Annotated in this window: 17 protein-coding genes; 11 read left to right on the top strand and 6 right to left on the bottom strand. The window is 65.0% G+C overall.

Translation table 11 applies throughout. The features are described from left to right. Positions 1-194 precede the first annotated feature (194 nt). From E2L08_RS11425 to E2L08_RS11390, 8 genes are all read left to right on the top strand, one after another. Positions 195-1,019: an oxamate carbamoyltransferase subunit AllH family protein gene (locus tag E2L08_RS11425; protein WP_168771128.1), complete on the top strand. Its 825-nt coding sequence runs from the start codon at positions 195-197 to the stop codon at positions 1,017-1,019. After that, positions 1,019-2,572, top strand: coding sequence for an acyl-CoA synthetase FdrA (gene fdrA / locus E2L08_RS11420; RefSeq protein WP_133397217.1), 1,554 nt, complete (start codon positions 1,019-1,021; stop codon positions 2,570-2,572). The genes E2L08_RS11425 and fdrA overlap by 1 nt, the downstream gene beginning before the upstream one ends. Positions 2,573-2,632: 60 nt before the next feature. Further along, on the top strand, positions 2,633-4,000 hold the full coding sequence (locus E2L08_RS11415; RefSeq protein WP_206077004.1) for a YlbE family protein: 1,368 nt from the start codon (positions 2,633-2,635) through the stop codon (positions 3,998-4,000). Between the two features lie 53 nt (positions 4,001-4,053). Beyond that, positions 4,054-5,040 carry a carbamate kinase gene (arcC, locus tag E2L08_RS11410; RefSeq protein ID WP_133397215.1) on the top strand — a complete coding sequence of 329 codons (987 nt, stop codon included), beginning with the start codon at positions 4,054-4,056 and terminating at the stop codon, positions 5,038-5,040. Between the two features lie 170 nt (positions 5,041-5,210). Beyond that, positions 5,211-6,134, top strand: coding sequence for a LysR substrate-binding domain-containing protein (locus E2L08_RS11405; RefSeq protein WP_133397214.1), 924 nt, complete (start codon positions 5,211-5,213; stop codon positions 6,132-6,134). 268 nt (positions 6,135-6,402) lie between these two features. After that, positions 6,403-7,068 carry a cysteine hydrolase family protein gene (locus E2L08_RS11400; protein WP_133397213.1) on the top strand — a complete coding sequence of 222 codons (666 nt, stop codon included), beginning with the start codon at positions 6,403-6,405 and terminating at the stop codon, positions 7,066-7,068. 83 nt (positions 7,069-7,151) lie between these two features. Further along, the gene (locus E2L08_RS11395; protein WP_133397212.1) at positions 7,152-7,535 is read left to right on the top strand and encodes an allophanate hydrolase-related protein; all 384 of its coding nucleotides are present in this window, start codon (positions 7,152-7,154) and stop codon (positions 7,533-7,535) included. Between the two features lie 82 nt (positions 7,536-7,617). After that, the gene (locus E2L08_RS11390; protein WP_133397211.1) at positions 7,618-8,874 is read left to right on the top strand and encodes a cytosine permease; all 1,257 of its coding nucleotides are present in this window, start codon (positions 7,618-7,620) and stop codon (positions 8,872-8,874) included. Between the two features lie 95 nt (positions 8,875-8,969). On the opposite strand, the gene E2L08_RS11385 is transcribed toward E2L08_RS11390, so the two are convergent. The 4 genes from E2L08_RS11385 to nikB form a co-directional block, all read right to left on the bottom strand. After that, entirely contained in the window at positions 8,970-9,731 is a 762-nt protein-coding gene (locus tag E2L08_RS11385) for a glutamine amidotransferase (protein ID WP_133397210.1), read from the bottom strand. A gap of 92 nt (positions 9,732-9,823) precedes the next feature. Continuing rightward, a complete protein-coding gene (locus E2L08_RS11380) occupies positions 9,824-11,329 on the bottom strand; it encodes an ABC transporter substrate-binding protein (RefSeq protein ID WP_168771127.1) in 1,506 nt (501 codons plus the stop codon). A 28-nt stretch (positions 11,330-11,357) separates the two neighbouring features. Further along, on the bottom strand, positions 11,358-12,209 hold the full coding sequence (locus E2L08_RS11375) for an ABC transporter permease (protein ID WP_133397208.1): 852 nt from the start codon (positions 12,207-12,209) through the stop codon (positions 11,358-11,360). Further along, complete coding sequence (gene nikB / locus E2L08_RS11370) at positions 12,206-13,150, bottom strand: nickel ABC transporter permease (protein ID WP_168771126.1); 945 nt, start codon at positions 13,148-13,150, stop codon at positions 12,206-12,208. Before nikB ends, E2L08_RS11375 begins: the two co-directional genes overlap by 4 nt. A gap of 134 nt (positions 13,151-13,284) precedes the next feature. Here nikB and E2L08_RS11365 point away from each other — a divergent pair, with 134 nt between their 5' ends. Together E2L08_RS11365 and E2L08_RS11360 are read left to right on the top strand one after the other, a co-directional pair. Further along, the gene (locus E2L08_RS11365; protein WP_133397262.1) at positions 13,285-14,301 is read left to right on the top strand and encodes an ABC transporter ATP-binding protein; all 1,017 of its coding nucleotides are present in this window, start codon (positions 13,285-13,287) and stop codon (positions 14,299-14,301) included. Next, positions 14,298-15,374, top strand: coding sequence for an ABC transporter ATP-binding protein (locus tag E2L08_RS11360; protein WP_133397206.1), 1,077 nt, complete (start codon positions 14,298-14,300; stop codon positions 15,372-15,374). The genes E2L08_RS11365 and E2L08_RS11360 overlap by 4 nt, the downstream gene beginning before the upstream one ends. 6 nt (positions 15,375-15,380) lie before the next feature. Here E2L08_RS11360 and rbsK read toward each other — a convergent pair whose 3' ends face one another. After that, on the bottom strand, positions 15,381-16,313 hold the full coding sequence (rbsK, locus tag E2L08_RS11355; protein WP_133397205.1) for a ribokinase: 933 nt from the start codon (positions 16,311-16,313) through the stop codon (positions 15,381-15,383). 206 nt (positions 16,314-16,519) lie between these two features. Here rbsK and E2L08_RS11350 point away from each other — a divergent pair, with 206 nt between their 5' ends. Further along, positions 16,520-16,942 carry a DUF2383 domain-containing protein gene (locus E2L08_RS11350; RefSeq protein ID WP_133397204.1) on the top strand — a complete coding sequence of 141 codons (423 nt, stop codon included), beginning with the start codon at positions 16,520-16,522 and terminating at the stop codon, positions 16,940-16,942. A gap of 41 nt (positions 16,943-16,983) precedes the next feature. Here the strand turns inward: E2L08_RS11350 and E2L08_RS17025 are convergent, their stop codons facing one another. Continuing rightward, entirely contained in the window at positions 16,984-17,160 is a 177-nt protein-coding gene (locus E2L08_RS17025) for a hypothetical protein (RefSeq protein WP_168771125.1), read from the bottom strand. Positions 17,161-17,253: the final 93 nt, after the last annotated feature.

Raw genomic sequence — 17,253 nt, 5'->3', positions numbered from 1 at the left:
CGCGCCCTCTTCGACATCGGCCCGATTTACGCGTGATCTGACGGCCGATCGTGGTGAGATCAACGAATCTGATTTGATGCCAGCAAAACTCTTCGTTTCCTGTCCCCGCACCCCGTTCCTAAATTCAAGCTCGCAAGACCGGCTATCGCGATGTCGGCAAGTCTTGATCTCCGGGCCTTTCGGGTATGACGCGGATGCATTTTGCGGTTTCCATCGGATATCTTGCACAGCCGGCCTTGCCCGGCTGGTCGGTGCATAGCTCCTTCGACAACGCGGTGAACCTTTGCCGTGCGGGTGATAGGCAAATGCTGGCGCTGGTATCTGAGCGGTATCCGGACGGTCCAAGCGCGGTTCGCATCGCCGCCCCGGTCGGATGGGGGCGGTGCTTTCAGCGCGGACAGACGATCGCACTGCGCAACGGCGTTCTATGTGCCGAAGGCGTTCGTGACGCGGCCATCGGCATGCGTGGCGCGCGGATCTGGAGCCGGCCGGACCTGCCATGCGGCCGTGTCATCGAGGATGCGGGTTGCCGCCTCGAAAGCCTCACGGGGCTGCTGGGCCAGCAACAAGCCTGGCTGATGACATCCGCCGAAGCAGAAATGCCGGATAATACGGATGCGCTATCGGCGCTTGTCGGGATGGGGCAGGGCTTGACGCCGGCGGGTGATGATTTTCTCGTCGGCTATCTTTGCCTGGGACGGGTCTTCGCCGCCATGGGCGACAGGCCGCGCGTCGAATTGAACCGGCTCGCCGGTTCGCTGCGCCGGCGCCTGTGCCGAACCGGGGATATCTCGGAGCATCATTTGCGGCTGGCGCTCGACGGGCATTTCAATTCGGCGCTCTGCGATTTGCGCAGTGCCATGTTTCAGCCAGCGGCGAACTACGGCTCCATTCGTCTTGCCGCGTCGGACTTGGCCGCCATCGGCGCCAGTTCGGGACGTGACACCCTGGCGGGCGTCGCTGCCGCTTTCCGCCGTTTCGCGGCGTTTACAGTCCATGCTTATGCAGGAGTATCGTGATGACGACACGCATGAAAATCTACCGTGATCTCTATAAGGATTCGGTTTCCCTCATGCAGCTTTCTGCAGGTTTCGCGCAGCGCGATGGGGTCGAGCGCGCCTCGATCGTCATGGCGACCGAGACGAACCTGCGCCAACTCGAGGATGCGGGGTTCGACCCGGTCGATGGAGCGACGCCGAACGATCTCATCGTCGCGCTGATTGCCGATGATACGGTGATCGACGATCTCTTCGAACAGGCGGATTCCGCGTTGAAGGCGCGTCCGGCGGCGAATGGCGGCGATGGCCCGCAACCGCTCCCGCCATCGTCCTTCGAGATGGCTATTGAGGGTCAGCCCGATGCGAACATGGCGGTCGTTTCGGTTCCCGGACCCTTCGCCGCCGCCGAAGCGATAAAGGCGCTGCGGCTCGGGCTGAACGTCATGCTGTTTTCCGACAACGTGCCGCCGGCGCAGGAACTCGAGGTCAAAAAGCTGGCCCGTGAGCGCGGTCTGCTGGTCATGGGGCCGGATTGCGGCACGGCGATCATCAACGGGGTGCCGCTCGGCTTTGCAAATGTCGTCAATCGCGGAAAGATCGGCATCGTGGCCGCGTCGGGGACCGGGTTGCAGGAAGTGTCGTGCCGGATCTCCAACGCGGGCGCCGGCATCAGCCAGGCCATCGGGACGGGCGGTCACGACCTGGCCGCCGAGATCGGCGGGCTGTCGATGCTCACCGGGATCGAAATGCTGATCGCGGACCCGCAGACCGAAGTCATCGTCCTGGTATCGAAGCCGCCTTCGGCCGAGGTCGCAAAGGGCATACTGGGTGCCGCCTGTGCGGGCGGTAAACCTGTCGTCGTGCATTTCCTGGGGGCCGATGCCGCCGAACTCAAAGGGCATAACGTGATCGTGGCCGAAAGTCTCGCCGAGGCCGGTGAAAAGGCCGTGGCCGTCTTGCGGGGCGATGCGCCCGAACCACTTTGTCTCGACGATCTGCCGCAAGCTGCCATGCGCGCGGCCGAACGGCTCGTTCCGCAAGCGCAATATCTGCGTGGTGTGTTCTGTGGCGGAACTTTCTGCGCCGAGAGTCAGCTCTTCGCGTTGCGCGCGGGGCTCAAGGTTCATTCCAACGTTCCCGTCAGGGGGGCCGAGGCTCTGAACGACATCTGGATCAGCGAGGGTCATTCCATCGTCGATCTCGGCGATGACGATTTCACCCGTGGCAGGGCGCACCCCATGATCGATCCTACCTTGCGCGACGAACGCATCGTGAGCGACGGCACCGATCCCCTCACGGGCGTGATTCAGTTCGACGTGGTGCTGGGCTATGGCGCCTCGATGGAACCCATCGAGGGCCTGCTGGAGGCACTGCGCCGCGTCAAGGAGGCCCGGTCGGCCCCCCCCGTTTTCGTGGCCCATGTTTGCGGGACCGATCTGGACCCGCAATCGCGCCATGAAATCACCGCCCAGCTCCAGGCCGAGGGCGTGATCGCTGCGACATCGAACGCACAGGCATCTGTCTGGGCATCGGCAATCGCCGTCCAGTGCCAGACTGCCATGGCCTCGGCCTGACAAGGAGAGATCCGTATGAATACCCTGTTTGATTCCGAGCTTTCCGCGATCAACGTCGGCGTGCAGTCCTTTGCCGACAACATCGCCGCCGAAGGCGCCAAGGTCAGTTCCCTGACCTGGCAACCGCCCGCTGGCGGTGATGCCGATGCCGCCTTGACCCTTGCGCGTCTCGTCGGTGATGCCGGGATCGCCGATGCCAACCAAAGGGCGCTCGAGCGGTTTCTTTCGGCGAAACCGGTCGTTGTCGACGTGTCCACCGCTGGCAAGGCCCTGCCAGGCTTTACCGACCGCCGGCGACTTCTGCATGCCGGTCCGCCCATCCTTTGGGCGGATATGTGCGGCCCCATGCAGGGCGGATTGGCCGGTGCCGCGGTGCTCGAAGGATGGGCCGAAACGATCGACGCGGCGATGAAGCTGGTGGCCGATGGTGAAATCCTCTGCGAGCCTTGCCATCATTTCGACGCCGTGGCCCCTATGGCCGGGATCATCAGTCCGTCGATGCCGGTCTGGATCGTCGAGGATGCCGGGTCGCCCGACCGCCACCGGACTTACTCGAACTTCAACGAAGGTCTCGGTAAGGTCCTGCGCTTCGGGGCCAACAGCGAAGAGGTGCTCGAACGCCTGCGCTGGATGGCGGACGAGGTCGCGCCCGCCATGCGTGCCGCGATCGAGGTGTCGGGCGGGATCGAACTCAAGCCCTTGATGGCACAAGCCCTGCACATGGGCGACGAGGTGCACAATCGCAACACGGCCGCGACCGGTTTACTCATGAAGCGCCTCGTTCCGTCGCTGATGCGCGCCGAGATCGACGCAGGTCTGAAATCGCGCGTACTCGAGTTCATCTACGGGAACGATCATTTCTTTCTCAACCTCTCGATGGCGGCCTGCAAGAACATGCTGGACGCGGCGAGCGGCATCGACGGCTCGACCTTCGTGACCGTCATGGCGCGCAATGGCGTCGATTTCGGCATCCAGATGTCGGGAACCGGAAAACAATGGTTCCGGGCGCCCGCGAACCCGGTCGATGGTTTGTATTTCCCCGGCTTCAGCGCCGAGGATGCGGCCGCGGACCTGGGCGACAGCGCGATCACCGAGACCGCCGGGGTCGGAGGCTTTGCCATGGCATCGGCGCCGGCGATCGTGAAGTTCGTCGGCGGCACCCCGTCCGACGCGACGCAGAACAGTCGCAACATGCAGGAGATCACTGTCGGAACCAACTCGGCCTTTACGCTGCCGGCGCTGAACTTCGCACCGACCGCCACCGGAATCGATGCCATCAAAGTCGTGGATCGTGGGATCCTGCCGGTCATCAATACCGGGATCGCGCACCGCGAGGCGGGTGTCGGGCAGATCGGCGCCGGGATCACCACCGCGCCGCTGAAGTGCTTTGCCGACGCACTCGGCGCGTTTGCCCGGACCCGCGACTGATACCCGCCTTCAGCCATCCAAAACTTGCTTTTCCCTGACGAAAGGAAACACCGATGCGCGTTGTAGTAGCATTGGGCGGCAACGCCCTTCTCAAGCGCGGCGAGAAGATGTCCGCCGAAAACCAGATCGCCAATATGAAGAAGGCGGCCAAATCGCTGGCCGCCCTGGCGGAAAAACACCAGATCATCATCACGCATGGCAATGGGCCGCAGGTCGGCTTGCTCGCATTGCAAGCAAGCTCCTACAGCGAGGTCGACCCTTACCCTCTCGATGTTCTAGGCGCGGAATCCGTTGGCCAGATCGGGTATCTCCTTGAACAGCAGATGAAGAACGTCCTGCCGCCCGATCAGCAGGTTGCAACACTGCTCACCCAGATCGAGGTCGATCCCAAGGACCCGGCCTTCGACGATCCGACCAAGTTCATCGGCCCCGTCTTTACCAAGGAAGAGGTCGATCGCCTTGCGATTACCAAGGGCTTTACCTTCAAGCGAGACGGCGAACACTATCGCCGCGTCGTCGCATCGCCGCGGCCGCATCGCATTCTGGCCGAAAAGGTCATACGCTTTCTGGTCGAGAATAACACTGTCGTGATCTGTGCCGGCGGAGGCGGCTTGCCCACGGCCTATGGTGCGGACGGCGCACTTTATGGCGTGGAGGCGGTCATCGACAAAGACCGCTCGGCCGAGTTGTTGGCCCGGCAGATCGACGCAGATGCGCTGCTCCTTCTCACCGACGTCGACAGCGTTTACCTGGATTGGGGTACGCCTCGGCAGAAGCTCATCCGCAAGGTTTCGCCCAACCAGTTCGCCGAGTTCGACTTTCCCGACGGCTCGATGGGCCCCAAGGTCGAGGCAGCGTCCAACTTCGCACGTGCGACCGGTAATATCGCATGCATTGGAAAGCTCGATCAGGCGCTCGAGATGCTCGAAGGCACCGCGGGAACCACGGTCAGCAGCCGGGTCACGAAAACCGTGCTGCTCGGTCCCGACGGTGCCGAGACGAGCGCGGCGCAGTCCGCCGAGGCCGAACAGAACGCGTGATCCTACGCCGACAGGACCGCGAGGCCCCGCATTGCCCATGTGGGGCCTTTTTCCGTTCGGCCATCGGCGCATGGCAAGCGTGTATCACTGGCCATATATGCGAAACTTGCAACTGGTCGGTGGCGCGGCACGTCCCGAGCCCGCATAACGGCCCGTGAGGAGGCAGAATCTTGTACGTTGTTTCAAACGAGGCGATGCTGACCGTCCATTTGGTCGCGGAGTTCGGAAGCTTCTCACTGGCGGCCGCGCGGCTTAACAAGGTGCCGTCGGCCGTCAGCTATTCGGTTCGCAAGATCGAAGAGCAGCTTGGCGTCAAACTGTTCGAGCGACGCCATCGCGAGGTCGTTCTGACCCCCGCCGGCGAGTTTTTCGTCCAGAAAAGCCATTTCATCCTGCGTGATATCGAGGAGCTACGCCGCAAGACGCAGATGGTCGGATCCGGGGTCGATACCGTTTTTCGCGTGTCGATCAACAACATCATGAAACGCGAATGCGTCTCGGATTTTGCCCGTTCCTTCTGTGCGCGCTTTCCAACGACCGAACTGCGCATGCAAACGGATGTCTATAACGGGTGCTGGGACGTTCTGGACAGGCGCGAGGCCGATTTCGTCATCGGCGCTCCACATGCCGCGCCCGATCCGGAGGGGCTGATGATCGACGAGATCGGGACGGTGAACTGGGATTTCGTCACCGGCCGCGACCATCCGCTTGCCGGCGTGACCCATCCGCTAAGCAATGACGAGCTGCGCGAGCATACCGCCATCGTCGTGCAGGATACGTCGGTCGGGCTGTCGCCGAGCCTTGCCTGGCTTTTGGACGGGCAGAACGCGATCTATGCGCCGGATCTGCACATCCTGATCCGGCTGGTCAAACAGGGCGCCGGGGTGGCTTTCGTCCCGCATCACAAGGTCGCATATGAACTCGATCACGGCGATCTCATCAAGAAGGCCGTGGTCGAACACAAGGTGGGAACGCGCGTGTCCTATGCGTGGCGCACCAACCCGCAAAGCGTCGTGCTGCAATGGGTCGTCGAATATCTTGGCGATCCGTCGATCCGTCAGAGCTGGATCTCGTCCTCGAACGAACCGGCCTGAACGGGCCATCGCCGTCCCACAGACGGCGGCACGCGCGCAAATCTTTTGATCGACAACCGCCGTTGGGTTGAAATCATTTTCCAGGGAGATGGCGTTACCGGGTGATTGCGCGGTTACGTCGCGCTTTTTTTGCCACCAAGACTGCCCAGCGAAAATTTGTGATACGCCGGTGCAAATCGTTGCATTAGCCACGAAGCCGCAATTTTGGTAATTCTGACGCCAGCCGCGGACATGCGGCGCCTGTTTCCAATAGCAAGGAGCGCGGAATATGGCCAAACGCGAAATCGCCGCAGAACCCTTCAATTATGAGTTCGACCCGGAAACGACGGCACTCGTCGTTATCGACATGCAAGCCGATTTCGTTGAACCCGGCGGGTTCGGCGAGGCTCTCGGCAATGACGTATCTCTCGTTCGCAACTCGATCGAGCCGACGAAGAAACTGCTCGAAGCCTGCCGCGAGGCGGGCATGTTCATCGTTCACACCCGCGAAGGGCACCGCGCCGACCTAGCCGATTGTCCCCCCGCCAAGCTGACACGCGGCGGCCAGACCTTCATCGGCACGCAGGGGCCCAAAGGCCGCATCCTGGTGCGGGGCGAAAAGGGGCATGACATCATCCCCGAGGTCTATCCGGTCGAGGGTGAGCCGGTCATCGACAAGCCGGGCAAGGGCGCGTTCTGGGATACCGATCTCGATTTGATCCTGCGCAACAGGAATATCAAATCGCTAATCATCTGCGGCGTCACCACCGAAGTATGCGTGAACACTACCGCCCGCGAAGCCAATGACCGCGGCTACGAGATTATCGTGCCCGAGGATTGCACCGACAGCTATTTCCCCGAATTCAAGACGGCCACGCTCGACATGATTAAGGCGCAGGGGGCCATTGTCGGGTGGGTTAGCAATTCGGACAAGATCATCGCGGCGCTCGACTGATCTGCCTCGCGGCCGCGTGCGTTCGCACCACGGCCGCGTTCCCCCTCACCTTACGCGACGATGCGAGAGAGAGAGACCTTGATATGAGCGATACAACGACCCTCGCCGTCAACGGCACGTTGATGCGCGGCCTGGAACTGAACCCCAACCTGCTCAAGGTAGGTGCCGAGTTCAGGGTCGAGGCGCGCACCGACAGGCATTATCGGCTGTGGTCCATAGACGATGTGCATCCCGCGATGATCCGCACGGCCGAGGAAAACAATTCGGTCGAACTCGAACTCTGGGATGTGCCGAACGGCGGTCTTGCCTCCATCCTGCAAAGCGAACCCGCCGGCCTTTCGATCGGCAAGGTCAAGCTCGAGGATGGCAGCGAGGTTCTCGGCGTGCTGGGCGAACCTTGGCTTGTCGAGGGCAAAATTGAAATCACGTCCTTCGGATCCTGGCGCAAATACATCGCCAGTCTCTAGGGGACGCGGCGCGGGCGCGCGGCGGTGATGCCGCGATGCCGAGGCGCGTCCTTGTCGATTCATCTTTATGGAGCACGGAACCATGGCTTCCGAAAGCGAAGACAATGCCAACACCGCCTCGGGTATCAGTGTCGCGCTGATCATGCTGGGGATCGTTCTGACCCCTGCATTGCTGGCTGCCGCCGGCGTCGGATCGAGCTTGGCGCCCGGCGATATCGTTCCCGTCGTGCTGACCGGCGGTGTCATTCTTGCCGTCCTGTCGATGATCACGCTTACGATCGGCGCGGTCTCGCGCAGGACGACCTACGAACTCGTCAAGTTTCCCTTTGGCCGTAAGGGATCCGTCGTCATCAACTGGGTCATGGCGATCTCGCTCAGCGGTTGGATCGTCGTTACCTCGTCGAGCTTTGCGCAATCGCTTGCCGGGCTGACCGACGGCACGGTGCTGGACTTGCCCGCGCCGGTCTGGGTCGTGATCGGAACCGCGATCTTTGTCGCGGCGACGGCCTTCGGATTCGAGGCGCTGGGCAAGATCGCCCGGTTCGCGATCCCGGTCGCTGTCGTCATCCTAGCCTACATCATTTTCCAGGTGATCGGGTCCGATGCCGAGCTTGCCGCCGTGGATGCGACGATGCCCTTCGGCGTTGCGGTATCGTCCTTTGTCGGTACGGTGATGGTTCTCGTGACGCTATCGCCCGACATGGGCAGTTTTGCGCGCAACGGCAATCACGCCAGGCTGGCGGCCCTGCTGACGTTCGGCGTGGCCTATGTGCTCCTGTTCGCGGCGGTGGCTTATCCCAGCGCCCTGACCGGCGAAGGTTCCCTGCTCGGGTCGACGGCGCTTCTGGGCGGTGCGCTCGCCGCGTCGCTGCTGCTGGCATTTGCTTGCTTTACCAGCAACGCGGGCAACATGTTCCAGGGCACCCTTGCCTACAGCGCGCTGTTTCCCGGCATCGAGCAGAAATGGAAGATCACGGTCGGCCTCGGCGTGGCGACGGCGATCATCGCCTTCTTCCCGATCCTGTCCTACCTCGTTCCGTTCCTGCTGTTTCTGGGTATTGCAACTCCACCGGTGGCCGGCATCTACATCGCCGACTATTTCACCCACCGCAAAGGCGGATACCGGGAAACTGCCCTCGATAACGAGGCGGATCTCAAGCCGATCGCCTTTGTCGCGTGGCTGCTGGGATCGGCGACCGGGCTTGCCACGGTAAACGGCCTGTTCACCCTGACCTTGATCCCGTCGCTCGACAGCCTGTTGATCGCCTCGGCCAGCTACGTGGTTTTCGGCAAGCTCTTCGGCCAGAACGCCACGGCCTCGGCCAACTCGGCGAAGTAACCGGCCGACTAGGTTCGAGACGGCAGGTCGCCCCCCCGAAAGAGGGGGGCGATTTGCTGTTACCCCCGTGGGGACGCTCCCCCGGCCCGCCCCGCTCAACCCTTCGCGAGCCAGCGCAGCATGTTGCGCCAGAGGGTCGGGTAGCCTTCCCAGGCGAGGAACTCGGGCGGGAGCCAGTGGGGGGCCATGTCCGAGGCCCAGGCGATGGAGCGTCCCTTGCCGTATTCTCCGGCCACAAGCAGCGGGTGGCCGCCTTCGTCCTGGGGCAGGCGGGCCAGGATCTCTGCGCCGTCGCGGGGGACGATCTCGTTCGCACCGATGATGTAGGGCCAGTCGCCCGGCACGCCCTTCAGGATCGGGTGATCTGCGTCGCCCGTGATCTCGGCCTTGAAGCCGTCGGGAATCTCGAGCCGATCGTCATAGGGCAGGCAGGTGACGGGCAGGGCCTGCTCGACCGGGGTGCGGTGCCAACGCCCGCTGCCGTCGATCCCCTGAAAGGTCAGGTAGCCGCCGACCATCATCAGCCCGCCGCCGTCCTGTGTCCAGTCGCGCAGCAGCTTGAGCCGGTTGGGGCGGCGTTCGCTCTTGAGAAAGACCTCGGGCGGCAGCAGCAGCGTGTTCGCCCCGATATCGGACAGCATGATGACATCCCAGGCGTCCAGCCCGTCGCGGTCGAAGGGCAGGCCGCCCGCCGCCTCGTGCGAGGGCATGTAGGTCACGTCGAACTCGTCCCGTACGGCCTCGAGAAACGGCTCGGCGCCGGTGTGGTAATGGGCGCTCGAGAAATGGTCGAACCCTTTGAAATGGGTTTCGTTGGTGATCCAGCTTTCGCCGACCAGCAGCACTTTCTTCGTCATGGTTCAGTCTCTTTCGGGCTCTGTCGATAAAACCCCCGGACACGCGATGCGTCCGGGGGCGGGTCCGTGGATGCGGGCCGTGGCCCGCGGGTTCACTCCATCGTGGCGAATTGCAACCGGAACGCGCCGTCGGGCCATTGCGTCCAGTCAAGATCGGCCACCGAGGCCTGCAGCATCTGCGGGAACACCAAGAACAGCAACGGCGCTTCGTCGGCGATGATCTGCTGCGCCTGGCCGTAGAGTTCGGCGCGGGCGGCCTGATCGGTCTCGACCCGTGCCTCGTTCAGCAGGCGGTCGACCTCTTCGTTTTCCCAGCCGGGAAAATTGTTCGGCCCGTCGATGGTGAAATAGTTGAAGATGTTGCCATCGGGGTCCGACCGGCCCGACCATGGCGACATGGTCAGGTCGGACGTGCGTTCGCGCAGCACGGTGATGAGGCTGGTCGAGTCGATCTGGTTGATCGACACGTCGAACCCGACCTCGTTGGCCTGCGCCTGCAGGATCTGGGCGATCCGCACGTAGATGGGCGAGTTCGTGACCGTGATCTCGACGCTCACCGGCATCTCGACGCCGGCCTCCTCGAGCAGTTGCCGCGCGCCCTCGGGATCGTTGCGCGGGGCTTCGAGGCTGTCGTCATAGGCCCAGCCGATCGAGGGCGGGATCGCGCCCTTGGCCGGGGTCGCGGCGCCGAAATAGGCGGCTTGCAGGATGACCTCGGGATCGACGGCCATCGAAAAGGCACGCCGGACGCGCGCATCGTCAAACGGCGCGGCGGTGGTGTTGAACGAGAAGGCGTTGAACCCCAGCCCCGGCGTTTCCTTGAGCGTCAGCGACTCGTCGCTTTCGACCTGGGGAACGAGCTGCGGCGGCACCCCGTCGACAAGCTGCACCGTGCCCGAACGGAGGTTGTTGATCCGCACCGTTTCGTCGGGGATCGGGCGGAACACGACCTCGTCGATGGCGGGCTCTCCGCGCCAGTAATCCTCGAACGCCTCGAGCCTGAGTTCCGAGTTCTTGGTCCAGCTCGCCACCTTGTAGGGGCCCGCGCCGACCGCCTGCGTGGCGAAATCGTCGCCGAGCTCTTCGAGCGCGGTGGGCGAAACCATCATGCCCGCGCGGTTGGCCAGCACCTGCAGAAAGGGGGCGTAGGGCTCGCTCAGCTTCAGCGTCACCTCGAGCGGGCCGGTCACTTCGACGCTGTCGAGCGGCCCGAGTTCGCTGCCGCGGGGGCTGCCGGTCTCGGCATCCATGTAGCGGTCGAGATTGGCCTTGACCGCCTCGGCGTCGAGGGTCGTGCCGTCGTGAAAGGTCAGCCCGTCCTTGATTGTCAGCACATAGGTCGTTTCGTCCGGCATCTCGTAGGAGGCGAGGCCCGGCTCGATCTCGAGTTCGGGCGTCGTGTGCAGAAGCGGCTCGAAGATGTTGTATTGCACCGCCAGCTCGAAAAACGACGCCATCAGCGCCGGGTCGAGCGTCACCGGGTCCGATACGATGGCCACGTCGAGCGTCTGGCCGTCCTGCGCATGGGCCAGCACCGGCATCATGCCGGTGGCCAGTCCCGCGATCGCGGTGGCGGCGAGGAATGTTCTTCTGATCATTATCGTTTTCCCTGTTGCTTGTCGTCGGTCAGCCCGTCCGCGGGTCGAACAGGTCGCGCAGCGCATCGCCGACGACGTTGAACCCCAGGACGGTGAGAAAGATCGCCAACCCCGAGAACCACGCCATCCAGGGCGCAAGCTCGAGAAAGCCGATCGCGTCGCGCAGCATGTTGCCCCAGGTCGCGGTGGGCGGCTGCGCCCCGAGCCCAAGGAAAGACAGGTAGGACTCGGTGATGATCGCGGCCGCGAACAGCAGCGATCCCTGCACCATCATCGGCGCGGCGATGTTGGGCAGGATGGAACGGGCGAGGATATTGACCGGGCCGAAGCCCAGCGCGCGCTTGGCCTCGACGAAATCGAGCGAGCGCACCACCATCGTCTGCGCCCGCGCGATACGGGCGAACACGGGCAGGTTCACGACCGCGATGGCGAGGATCGCGTTGCCGAGGCTCGGCCCCAGAACGGCGGTGATGGCCAGCGCCAGCAGCACCCCCGGAAAGGCAAAGATCACGTCCATCAGCCGCATGATGATCGTGTCGGTCCAGCCCGACACGTAGCCCGCGATGCTGCCGATGATGCCGCCCACGACCAGCGAGGCCAGCACGCTGACCAGCCCGACGACCAGGGAAACGCGCGCGCCGTAGATCACGCGGGTCAGGATATCGCGCCCCAGATCGTCGGTGCCGAAGGGATGGGCAAGGCTCGGCGGCTGGAGGATGGCGAGGAAATCGGTGTCGTTCGGCCCGTAGGGCGTCAGGACCGGCGCAAGGATCGCGGCGAGGATCGCCAATGCGACCAGCCCGCCGCCCAGCAGCGCGCGGGGGCTGGACAAGAGGCGCGGCAGACGCGCCGAGGCGGGGGCGGAGGCCGCGGCGCTCATGACAGGCGCAGCCTCGGGTCGACGATGGTATAGACGATATCGGTCACGAGGTTGATGAACACGAACAGCCCCGCGGTCAGCAGAACCGCCCCCTGCACCACGGGATAGTCGCGGGCAAAGATCGCATCGACCGTCAGTTTGCCGATGCCCGGCCAGGAAAAGATCGTCTCGGTGATGACGACGCCGCCCAGCACCTGCCCGAACTGGATGCCGATCAGCGTGATGATCGGGATCTGGGCGTTGCGATAGGCGTGTTTCCAGATCACGGTGCGATGCGGCAGCCCCTTGGCGCGGGCCGTGCGGACGTAATCGGCCTGCAACACCTCGAGCATGGTCGAGCGCGTCATGCGCATGATCGCCGCGGCCAGCGCGGTGCCCAGCGTGATCGCAGGCAGTACGAGATGGGTGAGAAAGCGGCCCAGATCCTCGCCGGGGGCGACATAGCCCGAGGCCGGCAAGAGCGGCAGGTGGATCGAGAACAGCAGGATCAGCAGCACGCCGATCCAGAAGCTCGGCATCGACAGCCCGAACAGCGACAGCAGCGACGCGAAGGCGTCGGCGGCGGTGTCGCGGCGCGTGGCCGCGATGACGCCCGTCGGAATGGCGATGAGCAGCGAGACCAGCGTGGCCGCCAGCGCCAGCCACAGCGTCGGCAGCAAGGCCCCCATCAACAGGGGCAGAACCTCGCGGCCGCTTTGCACCGAGCGGCCGAAATCGCCGGTCAGCAGGTTCTTCATCCAAGCGAGGTACTGGACCGCCCAGGGGTCATCGAGCGCATAGCGCGCCCTGAGCGCCGCGACGGCCTCGGGCGTCGCCTCCATCCCCAGAAGCGCCACGACCGGGTCGCCGGGTATCAGCCGCACGAGCAGGAACACGACGACCGACACCCCGAACAGGATCGGGATCAGACTGACCAGTCGTCCGACAAGCTGACGCGCCAAGTTACCCCCCCATGCGCAGAACATGCGCCCTCGTGAAACGAAACCGGTTTACTAAACCGTTGCACCGTTACGATTGTAACTTTATGAGTCGATTCTACCATCTCTTGTCAACGGAGAATCCTGTCGTGCAGCCAATGACGCGCCCCGGTCCGACCGATCCGCGCGACGGGCCGGTCCCGGCGGATGACGTGCTGTCGATCCGCGGGCTTTCGGTCGGCTTCGCGGGATTCACCGTGCTGGACGGGATCGACCTGACCGTGCGGGCGGGCGAACTGGTCTGCATCGTCGGCGAAAGCGGATCGGGCAAGAGCCTGACCGCGCTCGCGACCATGGGGCTTGCCCCGCCGGGCGCACGCATCGCGGCCGATTGCCTGCGTTTCACCGGGCGCGACCTGCTGCCCCTGACCGAGCGCGAGCGGCAGACGCTGCGCGGCAACGAGATGGCGATGATCTTTCAAGAGCCGATGACCTCGCTCAATCCCGTGATGACCGTCGGCGAACAGATCATGGAACCGCTGCGCCAGCATCGCCGTATGGGCGCCCGACAGGCGCGCGAGACCGCGCTGGCCATGCTGTCGCGCGTTCAGGTGCCCGCGCCCGAGGCACGGTTCGACCAGTATCCCCACCAGCTTTCGGGAGGCCTGCGGCAGCGGGTGATGATCGCCATGGCGCTGGTCTGCCGCCCCAGGCTGCTGATCGCGGACGAGCCGACCACCGCGCTCGACGTCACGATCCAGGCGCAGATCCTGCGGCTGGTGGACGAGCTGCGCCATGAAATGGGAACCTCGATCCTGTTCATCACCCACGACCTTGCCGTGGTGTCCGAGATCGCCGACCGGATCGCCGTCATCTATGCCGGGCGCATCGTCGAAGAGGGCACCCGCGACGACATATTCGACGATCCGCAGCACCCCTATACCCTGGCGCTGTTCGCGGCCCTGCCCCGCCCCGAGGACAAGGGGCGCGATCTCGCCTCGATCCGGGGGCAGGTTCCCGGCCCCGACGCCATGCCGGGCGGATGTCGTTTCGCCCCGCGCTGCCCCTTTGCCATCGAAAAATGCCGCGCCGAACGCCCGCCGCTGCTCGACATGCCGGGGCGCGCGCACCGCGTGGCCTGCTGGCGCGCACCGCTCGAGGAGTCGGTTCGATGACGCGCCCCCTGCTCGAGGTCTCTCACCTGTTCAAGAGTTTCGGCGGGCGCGACGGGCTGTTTCGCGCGGGGCGCCGGGCGCGGGTCGTCAACGATGTCGGCTTTACCATAGGACGGGGCGAGACCTTCGGGCTGGTCGGGGAAAGCGGGTCGGGCAAATCGACCATCGGGCGCACGATCCTGCGCCTGCTCGAACCGGATTCGGGCGAGATCCTGTTCGACGGGCAGGATATCGCCGGACTATCGCGCGGCGATCTGCGGCGTCTGCGGCGCCGCATGCAGATCGTCTTTCAGGATCCGTTCAGCTCGCTCGATCCGCGCGTGCGCGTGGGCGAGGTGCTGGCCGAGCCCATCCGCCTGCACGGCCTGCGCGAGGGCGCGGCGATCGAGGCGCGGGTCGACGAGTTGCTCGAGACCGTGGGGCTGGCACCGCATCACAAGACGCGCTGGCCGCACGAGTTCTCGGGTGGGCAGCGGCAGCGCATCGCCATCGCGCGCGCGCTGGCCGTCGAGCCGGACCTGATCGTGTGCGACGAGGCGGTGTCGGCGCTCGACGTGTCGATCCAGGCGCAGGTGCTGAACCTGCTGGCGCGGCTGCGCGACGATCTGGGCGTGTCCTACCTGTTCATCTCGCACGACATGTCCGTCGTGCGGCACATCGCCGATCGGGTGGGCGTGCTTTATGCCGGGCGTCTGGTCGAGACCGGGCCGGTGGGTGCCGTGTTCGACCGCCCCTCGCATCCCTATACGCGGATGCTGCTGGCCGCGACGCCCAGCCTCGCGGGGCGTAGCCGCGCGCCCGCGCAGGATATCGCGGGGGCGCCGCCAAGCCCGTTCGACGCGGTGACGGGATGCGCCTTTGCGTCGCGCTGCGCCTTTGCGTCGGATCGCTGCCGGACCGAGGAGCCGCCGCTCGACACCTTTCAGGCGGAGGATCACCGCGCCGCCTGCTGGCATGTCGCGGAGCTGCCGCCGCTTGGACCCGAGGCCGCGCAGGGCGATGCGGCCATGTCACCCGCCTATCGCCGCCGGATCGACCTGCTGCGTCGCGCGCAGGCGGGTTCCCCGGCCTGAGCGCGGTCAGCCCAGCCCGCGCGCCTTGCAGAACGCGTCGAACGCCTCGGCATTGGCATAGGCGGCCTGCGTGCCGCGCCGGGTGATGGAATCGGCCGCATAGACCGCGGCCCGCGCCAAGGCGTCCCGCGGGCTCGCGCCGCCCGACAGGAACCGCGCGAAACTGCCGATAAAGGCGTCGCCGGCGCCGGTCGTGTCCACGGGATCGACCGCGACCGGGGCGATCTGGTGCACATCCTCGGCCGTGACCAACCGCGCGCCACGCCCGCCCAGCGTCACGATCACGTTGCGGATGCCGCGCCCGATCAGAGACCGCGCCGCCTCGAGAACCGCATCGTCGGTATCGGTGGGCATGTCGGACAACAGCGCAAGCTCGGTCTCGTTGGGGCAGAACCAGTCGAGACCGTCGAGCCGCGAAAGGTCGAGTTCGCGGTCGGCCGGCGCGGGGTTGAGGATGGTCTGGATCCCGTGCCGCGCGCCGAAGGCCACGGCGTGATACACCGTCTCGAGCGGCACCTCGAGCTGCAGCAGGATCGCGTCGCACCCTTTCAGCGTCTCGGCCGCCGCGTCGATATCATCGGGTGAAAGATGCGCGTTGGCGCCTTTCACGATGAGGATCGAGTTCTCGCCGTCGGGCTCGACAAAGATGGGTGCGACGCCCGATGCGACCCCCTCGACCCGGCGGACATGGCGCACGTCGACCCCGTGATCCGCGAGGTTCTTGAGCGTGGCCTCACCAAAGGTATCGTCGCCCACGCAGCTGACCATTGCGACCCGCGCGCCGAGCCGCGCGGCGGCGACCGCCTGGTTGGCGCCCTTGCCCCCGAAGCCCTGCATGAAATCCGGCGCTTCGAGCGTTTCGCCGCGATTGGGCATCCGGTCCACATAGGTCACGAGGTCGATCATGTTCGAGCCGATAACGGCGATACGGTCCGTCATCGCGCCACCCCGCCTGATACACCGCCCAACGCTGTCTTGCCATGTCGCATCGCGATCCCCCCGGTTGTCGCGCGGATGCCCGCCCGAGACGGCAGAAAAGCGGTTTACGGCGCGGGTTTCAATAGCATGCGCATGGTGCGGCCGGCCATGGAACCGCCCCGCCCCGGTCTGCCGTTGATCGCACGACCCACAGAACGGAGACACCCATGTCCAGCCATGACGACACGCTGACGAAACTGCACACCCGCCTCGTCGACAGCGTCGACGGGTACGAACAGGCCCGGTCGCAACTCGACGGCGATCACGGGCATTTCGTCGACCGCGTGTTAGAAGAACGGCGCGCGATGCATCGAAGCGTCCATTCCAAGCTGTCCGAGGCCGGGATCTCCGTGGACGATGACGGCTCCACCGCCGCCGCGCTGCACCGGCAAGTGTTCAAGCTCCGCGATGCCATCGCCTCGGGCGATGCGAACGTGTTGGCGGAATGTGCGCGGGGCGACGGCTACCTGGTCGAAGCCTATGACGACGCCATCGAGGCGACCGAGGGCGAGCCGAACTGGAACTTCCTCGTCGAGCAGCGCGCCCGTGCCGCCGCCGCGCGGCAAGAGGCCGAAACGCTGTCGTCTTGAGGATACCGCGCCCCGGCACCGGGCCGGGGCGCGACGCCGGTTCAGCCGCGGGCGGCCGTGCGTTCGGGCGCGGCCCGCGACGGCGCGGCGCTGTCATTGGCCGGCTTCTGCTGCGGCGCGGCGTAACGGCGCTGGAAAACCGGCTCTGCCGCCTTGGGGGCGGCGGTCTTGTCCATCGAGGTGGCGGTGCGGATGACGTTCGCGAATATACCCAGCATGACAGATCTCCTTGCAAGCTGAGGGCCGTCTAGCCCCCGGTGGCAAGGCAATGCCACTCAATGCGGTTGCGTCACTGTAAGCAGGGCTTACAT

This window comes from Palleronia sediminis, from assembly GCF_004358695.1.
In the GTDB taxonomy this organism is placed as follows: Bacteria; Pseudomonadota; Alphaproteobacteria; order Rhodobacterales; family Rhodobacteraceae; genus Palleronia; species Palleronia sediminis.
The sequence above is the reverse complement of the archived record's forward strand: the minus strand, read 5'-3'. Positions and strand labels throughout refer to the sequence as shown.

Excerpts from the sequence above, each read along its gene's own strand:
- E2L08_RS11385 (WP_133397210.1), bottom strand. The coding sequence starts at position 9,731 with ATGACGAAGAAAGTGCTGCTGGTCGGCGAAAGCTGGATCACCAACGAA.
- E2L08_RS11360 (WP_133397206.1), top strand. The coding sequence starts at position 14,298 with ATGACGCGCCCCCTGCTCGAGGTCTCTCACCTGTTCAAGAGTTTCGGC.
- E2L08_RS11395 (WP_133397212.1), top strand. The coding sequence starts at position 7,152 with ATGAGCGATACAACGACCCTCGCCGTCAACGGCACGTTGATGCGCGGC.
- rbsK (WP_133397205.1), bottom strand. The coding sequence starts at position 16,313 with ATGACGGACCGTATCGCCGTTATCGGCTCGAACATGATCGACCTCGTG.
- E2L08_RS11390 (WP_133397211.1), top strand. The coding sequence starts at position 7,618 with ATGGCTTCCGAAAGCGAAGACAATGCCAACACCGCCTCGGGTATCAGT.
- E2L08_RS11400 (WP_133397213.1), top strand. The coding sequence starts at position 6,403 with ATGGCCAAACGCGAAATCGCCGCAGAACCCTTCAATTATGAGTTCGAC.
- E2L08_RS11375 (WP_133397208.1), bottom strand. The coding sequence starts at position 12,209 with ATGAGCGCCGCGGCCTCCGCCCCCGCCTCGGCGCGTCTGCCGCGCCTC.
- E2L08_RS17025 (WP_168771125.1), bottom strand. The coding sequence starts at position 17,160 with ATGCTGGGTATATTCGCGAACGTCATCCGCACCGCCACCTCGATGGAC.
- arcC (WP_133397215.1), top strand. The coding sequence starts at position 4,054 with ATGCGCGTTGTAGTAGCATTGGGCGGCAACGCCCTTCTCAAGCGCGGC.
- E2L08_RS11425 (WP_168771128.1), top strand. The coding sequence starts at position 195 with ATGCATTTTGCGGTTTCCATCGGATATCTTGCACAGCCGGCCTTGCCC.
- fdrA (WP_133397217.1), top strand. The coding sequence starts at position 1,019 with ATGACGACACGCATGAAAATCTACCGTGATCTCTATAAGGATTCGGTT.
- E2L08_RS11365 (WP_133397262.1), top strand. The coding sequence starts at position 13,285 with ATGACGCGCCCCGGTCCGACCGATCCGCGCGACGGGCCGGTCCCGGCG.
- E2L08_RS11350 (WP_133397204.1), top strand. The coding sequence starts at position 16,520 with ATGTCCAGCCATGACGACACGCTGACGAAACTGCACACCCGCCTCGTC.
- E2L08_RS11380 (WP_168771127.1), bottom strand. The coding sequence starts at position 11,329 with ATGATCAGAAGAACATTCCTCGCCGCCACCGCGATCGCGGGACTGGCC.